Genomic DNA, 5,967 nt, shown 5'->3' on the forward strand with positions numbered 1-5,967 from the left:
CTGTACCTTAAATTCTTGGGAATGTTTCCTGTGACGTGACCCTTTTTTGGACATAAAAATCCCCCCTATGAGGACAAGTTCTTTAAAGGCTTTCATTTACCTGTCTACATAGAGGGTATCAGTTCATGGAAGGGTGGCTTTTATCTCTGGGTGAACACTTGGATTTCCTTTATATCAAAAAAACACGGAAAATACGGACTATAGAGGCCGTTATTTTTACCAGGGCTTGGATTATCTATCCTGTTGAAATAAAATAAAGATATATTGGATTACAAAAATTTTTTGATGGCCGAAGGGGGATCTTAGTTGATATCGAGAAAAAAAGGAAGCTATATCAAGCACGGGTTAAGGAAATATAGTTGGACTTCTATCCATTATGTTTATGATTATTGCCGTACTTGATGGATTAATGGATACCTTGGTTTTTATCAGGCTTGAATGGCTTAGCCTACTATCTGGTTGGAATCATTTTTTATTGGATCTCTTGGAATTTACCAACTAGGAAAGCTACTTCAATAGCTCCCTATGGATTATAAGTTAAAGCACTGGTTTTGGCCGTTTAAGCGTTATGATCACAAAAAAACCTTATAGCAGAGAATAAGAAAGGAGCGAAGCACGTGTCAGTAATAGAAGGAAACATTATCATAGATGAGTCCTATCTGGTTGAGCAAGGAATTTGTAAAGACCACCTTGAGGGAATGAAACAGGAAACTGTTCAATGTGACAGCGATTACCACTACTATTATGAGATGGTGGATACAGAAGAAGACATTCTAGTACCAGTTAAGAAAATCAAAGGGTTAACCGGTAGTAAAGGGGAAGCCAACCGTTCTTGGTTTGATCATATAACCAATAAAGCTGGGAATCTTTCTTGGGCTCGACTGAATAACCTAAGAAGATCTTTAGAAGAGCAGGGTCTGGAGTCATTTCGTCAGTCGTTTAAAGATCCCGGATACCAGGTAAAATTAATCCACTATGACAAGGAAGACAGTTACTATGTTGGAAGCGACGGCAACCATCATACCGTCTGGGCTAAAATTACAAACGCACCGTCTATTTGCGCTCGTGTGTCACGGTATAAATTCAACCCGTTAAAATGGATGAATTATCAGTCAATTCGAGAAATGGAGGCTAAATTCCAGAGAACGCTTAAGCAATACAATTTAGAGTTTGATGCTGAGCAATACTGGATGGAGGCTGATTTTGGATACATTCAAGTAAATGATTGGCCCATACTTTATTTTGAGTGTCCGGTTATCTTTGATTACGGAAATGAAAGTAAGGTACATACCGTATTACAGGAATATGAAAAGGTTTTTAATCAGTTGGAACAAATCGTACGGTTACATAAAAAGTGGGGGTTCGTATCGGATATCAAAAAAAGAGTACTTCTGCTAAAAGCCCTTCAACTCTTTTTAAATGAAGAACGTCAAGGTGTATATAACATGCTGCTAGACCTTTATAAAGCCGGATGGCATGAAAAATATCGAGGTTAGGTTTGAGGAACAAAAGAAGGAGAAAACGAGGAGATCCCGGCTGAAGAAGAGGCTTACAATCCGGATATTCAAAGGGAGCTGCAACAGGAGATCGACCGTTTACGTAGAGAAAACAAGGAGCTGCGTCGTCAACTGGAAGAGCGAAAGCAAGAGAAAGATTACTGGTAAAAAAAGTAACAATCTTAAACAGATCGCCCAGCACGTATAATTGGGAGGTATGATTTTGAAACTCTTTACTATCATTTTGGGGTCTGTGGCGTTCATTTGCGCTCTTATTTACTCCTATGCGAACTGTGTTTATCTATTTCAGTCAACGGGTTCCTATACGGGATGGGCGGCTTATGTGGCATCATTGATGGTGGGAATAGTCGCTATACAAGGAGCGATCATCATCATATCTAACCGTATGAAGAGCATCTCACCCGGCATTTTCTCTTGGGTGGCTGTTGTAATGGGAATCGCTTATGCAACATGGGGCAACGTTTCACGCGGATGGGATTATGGGGTGACGGGGATATTTGTGGCCATTGGGATCTCTTCATCTCTCGTTATTACGGCAGTCATTCTTGCTGGACAGATTACACAGGTGTTAACCAAACAACCGAGCGAGAACAACGATAGACCGAAGGGGTCCCGTGCTTAGCGTAGGATTTTGTTAAATTGCTGGCGGGACCCCTCTTAGGGTACTTAACGATTCACGGAATTTAGGGCCACTCTAGAAGAGAGTGGCTTTTTTAATGCCCATTTACTTTACAGAATACGTGGTTGTTCGAGGGGTTTTTCACTTTACAGAATTCGTAATACCAATCCGAACCCACCCATAGGACCGGGTTTTTTGTAGCACTAAAAGCGTGAACAGCCATGAACTTGTTTTAATCTTTCAACCGGAAAAGGGTGGAAGTGGTTGTTTCAATCTCATTTCCTTCATGATCAATGTATTCCAACTCATCTATGTATTTCTTAGAAAGATAAAAAATTTCCATATCATGGATTCGCTGATCACGAATTCTCTTGGATAACTCTCTAGAAATATACACGGCTAGAGAGTTGGAAGGTTGATCTTCATCTCCAATTAATTTACCAGTGAGTTCTAAAAAAGAATCATCTTTCTTACAAATGGCAATCGTTATTTGATAAGCAGTCATCAAGGCACGCTGTCCGTTACGCTTTTCTGTTTGATTCAATACCTCGCGAATACGTTCTTCCATATTCCAATCTGACCATTTACTCATGTGCGCACCTCTTAGATGTAATGTAATGGGGGTCAGTATTATAGACATAAATATTTTACTAAATTCTGCTTTACAGGAAAAGGGACAATTATTTAATCTATTATCTGCTGTTCCCTTGTACTTCGAAAGACAATTATTATTTGGTGTTTTGCCAAGAGGATCGCTGCTCCGGCAGCGTAAAGAAGCCCCTAGATGCTAGGGGCTTCTTTACGGTTTGTTCACTTTGATCCATTTATCCTTGATCTGGGGTTGTAGGCGTTGAGCATGCTGTAGAAGGGCGTTTGTCTTTAAACTAAAGCATCTGAAATATTACCCGTCAGGATGGTGTTCTATAGTATAGTTGAAAGGGATTTAAAAAGCATGGAAATAAAAAAGCCGAGTCCGTAAACTCAGCTTTCATTTTGTAATCCGGAACGGATTTTGTATCTTTTTGTTTATTTGGCTCAACACGGATCGTTTCCGGCAGCGTGGTCGGCGGGGCAGGAACTTCGTTAAAAAGAGCATAGATCGCGACCGTAATTTTCCCATCTTGAGTTTTAGATGAAACCTTGATCGGTGCATTTAATTGATTTTGAAATTTAAAGTCCGGTTCTCTCCAGGAAACAGTCGCATCCCTCCCTATTGGCACGTAGGTAACCACATGACTGTGGCTCACGTGTTCGATAACGCGGAGGCCGGCAGCATCCACTGCATTAAAAAGGGTGGAAGATGTTTGGCAGATTCCGCCGCCGATTCCTTCTGTATATTCCCCTTTGACAATTTCCGGGGCTGGTTTATATCCACGTTCCAGCGTCCGTTTTCCAACGACCTGATTAAATGAAAAAACTTCCCCGACATCAACCACATGACCATTTATTACATTGTTTGACAGTTGAATATTATGCGCGCGGTGCGTCTTCGTCGGGTCAAAATAGGTCGTGTATGAAGACAGCAACTGACCCCTTGTTTGTAGCAAATCAAGCGTTTCTAATTTTCCATCCCGGTTATTTGTCCGAACGCTCACTTTGGTCTGCTTCGGAGGGGATTGATTCTTACTTTCATTTTTCTTCGGCACACAACCTGATACCAAAAGCAGCGTGCATAAAATGAAAATAGCCCAACGCCTCATGGGTAAACCTCCTTCCTTCTAAGGTGATTTTTCCCAGACATATTTAAAAAAATGTATACGCAAAAGGCCCATTCCCCAGTTAAAACAAAGGGAACGGGCTTAAGTGATAATAACTCTTTCAGTGGAAAAAAGAGCGAAAGAAGCGTACTTGCGGTTCAGAGTCTTTACTTTTTACCTAGTATTCCATCTAAGAACAGAGGCGCCCCAGGTAAGTCCAAAACCAACGAATAGCAGATGGTCACCTGCTTTAATCTTTTCGTTCTCGACTAACTCATCAAGCGCAACCGGGATCGAAGCAGCTGACATATTTCCGTATCGGTTCAGATTTACGCCAACTTTGTCATGAGAGACCACAAGCCGTTTTACTGCGGAGTCGATCATGCGAATATTGGCCTGATGTGGAACGAGAAAGTCAATATCTTCTATGATTAAACCTGCTTTTTCCATTACTATCTGCTTTTGTTGTGCGGTCCCCTAGGGTCTAAATTAGCCAGAGGCTGTTATTTCTGCTCAAAAAAAGGCCCTCTTAATGAGGGCGATAGGTCAAGTAAGAGGTAATGATATGGATTCTCCTCTAATTTACAAGGGTGAGCTCGCTTGTACAATCCAACAAAAGTGGGGATTTTCATCCGATCCATGGACTATTTACAGTGAGCGAATGGGTGAGAAGTATTAATAAAACGGATTATTGTCCTATTGTTTACTTTGAGAACTAACTTAACCTCCCCAACGTAAAAATGCCGCGATCCTTTGTATAACAAAGGAAGCGGCATTTCTGCATCGAGATCATACACTCTTTTTCCAGGTGTCTGTCAAGTCGGGAGTGATTTCTAGGATGCCCTGGCAAAGGGCTGATTTTCGAACGGCCTGTTGTCCTGTGGTCCAGGGGATCAGTTGCAACAGATTGACGGTAATCATCATCACCAACAAAGCCTTAGCGAAACCGACGACGGCGCCCCCCACTCCGTTAATCTGGGACAGAACGGGCAGATTGGTTAATTCGGTCAGAAAGAAGGCGATAAAAGAGACTGCCCCCCACGTCAGTAGGAATAACAGGAGAAACGCCAGGGAATTGTAGACGATAGTTTCCACCGGCAATAACCCCGCCGGACCCGAAGTCCAGGATTTCGGCAGAGTAAAGATTCCCTTCAAAGAGGGGGCTACATAACTGCTGAACTGCCAGGCAATAAAAGCTGCCACCAGCACCCCGACGAGGGCAGCTGCTTCACGGATCACTCCTTTCTGGTAACCTCGGATCAATCCACCCAGAGCCAGAAAAACAAAGATCAAATCCAATACCATCCAATCACCCTCTCACTTAACTGATTTCATACTCCTTTTTTCATATATCTATATGTATAATGGAGCACACTCTAGTGTAACGAATGAAATAATTCTATAGTTTTATAGAAAATCATGCAAAATGCATAAATTCACACTCATCGAAAAGACATTTGAGGAAGGAAATTGAGGGAAGAATTCCCTCTAGTGACAGCTTCGCTGACTGTCTCGTCTAGTAATCCAAACGGTTTTTGGGCTTTAGTGAAATAAAATTAAAAACCCCCCTTAAGAGGGGAGGAGAGATAGGGTATAGTATCTTCCCACGTCCCATAAAGGAATCGGAACCGGAAGATGAATCTTCGGAGTCCAATAATTTGGCTTCGAAATCCAAAAACTTGACTCGGAGTCAAGAAACTGAACTCGAAGTCTAAGAAGTGGACTCGAAGTCAAAAAAAATGGACAGCATTAGTTAATCGATCTGAGAACCATGTAAAGGCTTATCACATTGTGATCAAAAGGATATTGAAACTTTGGGACAAAAATAAACTGGGTAAGTTAGATCCTTAAACACATCCGATTAACGAAAAAGCGCCTGGCAGCTAAAATGTGCAAAAGCCTCGGCTGAAATTCCCGAGGGCTTTTGCACAGAGACTGGGGTTTGGTCTGTTCGAATATAAGATGATTGCTTTGAATGGCGCCCAAAAGGGCGCCTTGAAACCTTACCGTTTTTGGTTGTCGTCTTTTCTCCTTAATCCAAGCAGTCCCAACAATCCTGCCAGTCCAATCCAACCCCAATCGGTATCATTGTCATCATCGGTAGCAGTGTTAATCATGTTGTTACCTCGGTTAT

The 5,967-nt window shown here is 41.9% G+C and carries 6 protein-coding genes and 1 pseudogene; 2 read left to right on the forward strand and 5 right to left on the reverse strand.

Annotated features, from left to right (window positions below):
* Positions 1 to 617 precede the first annotated feature (617 nt).
* Positions 618 to 1,496 (forward strand): hypothetical protein, encoded by an 879-nt coding sequence (locus IEW70_RS17500; protein WP_188649194.1) that lies wholly within the window; start codon positions 618 to 620, stop codon positions 1,494 to 1,496.
* A 223-nt stretch (positions 1,497 to 1,719) separates the two neighbouring features.
* Positions 1,720 to 2,139, forward strand: coding sequence for a hypothetical protein (locus tag IEW70_RS17505; RefSeq protein WP_188649195.1), 420 nt, complete (start codon positions 1,720 to 1,722; stop codon positions 2,137 to 2,139).
* A gap of 229 nt (positions 2,140 to 2,368) precedes the next feature.
* Here the strand turns inward: IEW70_RS17505 and IEW70_RS17510 are convergent, their stop codons facing one another.
* The 5 genes and pseudogenes from IEW70_RS17510 to IEW70_RS17530 all read right to left on the reverse strand — a co-directional run bounded on the left by IEW70_RS17510 (position 2,369) and on the right by IEW70_RS17530 (position 5,950).
* Positions 2,369 to 2,728, reverse strand: a complete 360-nt coding sequence (locus IEW70_RS17510) for a hypothetical protein (protein ID WP_188649196.1) — start codon at positions 2,726 to 2,728, stop codon at positions 2,369 to 2,371.
* Between the two features lie 316 nt (positions 2,729 to 3,044).
* A complete protein-coding gene (locus tag IEW70_RS17515) occupies positions 3,045 to 3,836 on the reverse strand; it encodes a VanW family protein (RefSeq protein WP_188649197.1) in 792 nt (263 codons plus the stop codon).
* Between the two features lie 171 nt (positions 3,837 to 4,007).
* Positions 4,008 to 4,292, reverse strand: a pseudogene (locus IEW70_RS17520) (3-oxoacyl-[acyl-carrier-protein] synthase III C-terminal domain-containing protein); the annotation flags it as partial.
* Between the two features lie 330 nt (positions 4,293 to 4,622).
* Positions 4,623 to 5,138 carry a CvpA family protein gene (locus IEW70_RS17525; RefSeq protein ID WP_188649199.1) on the reverse strand — a complete coding sequence of 172 codons (516 nt, stop codon included), beginning with the start codon at positions 5,136 to 5,138 and terminating at the stop codon, positions 4,623 to 4,625.
* A 698-nt stretch (positions 5,139 to 5,836) separates the two neighbouring features.
* On the reverse strand, positions 5,837 to 5,950 hold the full coding sequence (locus IEW70_RS17530) for a WGxxGxxG family protein (RefSeq protein WP_229752083.1): 114 nt from the start codon (positions 5,948 to 5,950) through the stop codon (positions 5,837 to 5,839).
* Positions 5,951 to 5,967 lie beyond the last annotated feature (17 nt).

This window comes from Marinithermofilum abyssi (genome assembly GCF_014641195.1).
In the GTDB taxonomy this organism is placed as follows: domain Bacteria; phylum Bacillota; class Bacilli; order Thermoactinomycetales; family DSM-45169; genus Marinithermofilum; species Marinithermofilum abyssi.

Excerpts from the sequence above, each read along its gene's own strand:
- IEW70_RS17510 (WP_188649196.1), bottom strand. The coding sequence starts at position 2,728 with ATGAGTAAATGGTCAGATTGGAATATGGAAGAACGTATTCGCGAGGTA.
- IEW70_RS17515 (WP_188649197.1), bottom strand. The coding sequence starts at position 3,836 with ATGAGGCGTTGGGCTATTTTCATTTTATGCACGCTGCTTTTGGTATCA.
- IEW70_RS17525 (WP_188649199.1), bottom strand. The coding sequence starts at position 5,138 with ATGGTATTGGATTTGATCTTTGTTTTTCTGGCTCTGGGTGGATTGATC.
- IEW70_RS17530 (WP_229752083.1), bottom strand. The coding sequence starts at position 5,950 with ATGATTAACACTGCTACCGATGATGACAATGATACCGATTGGGGTTGG.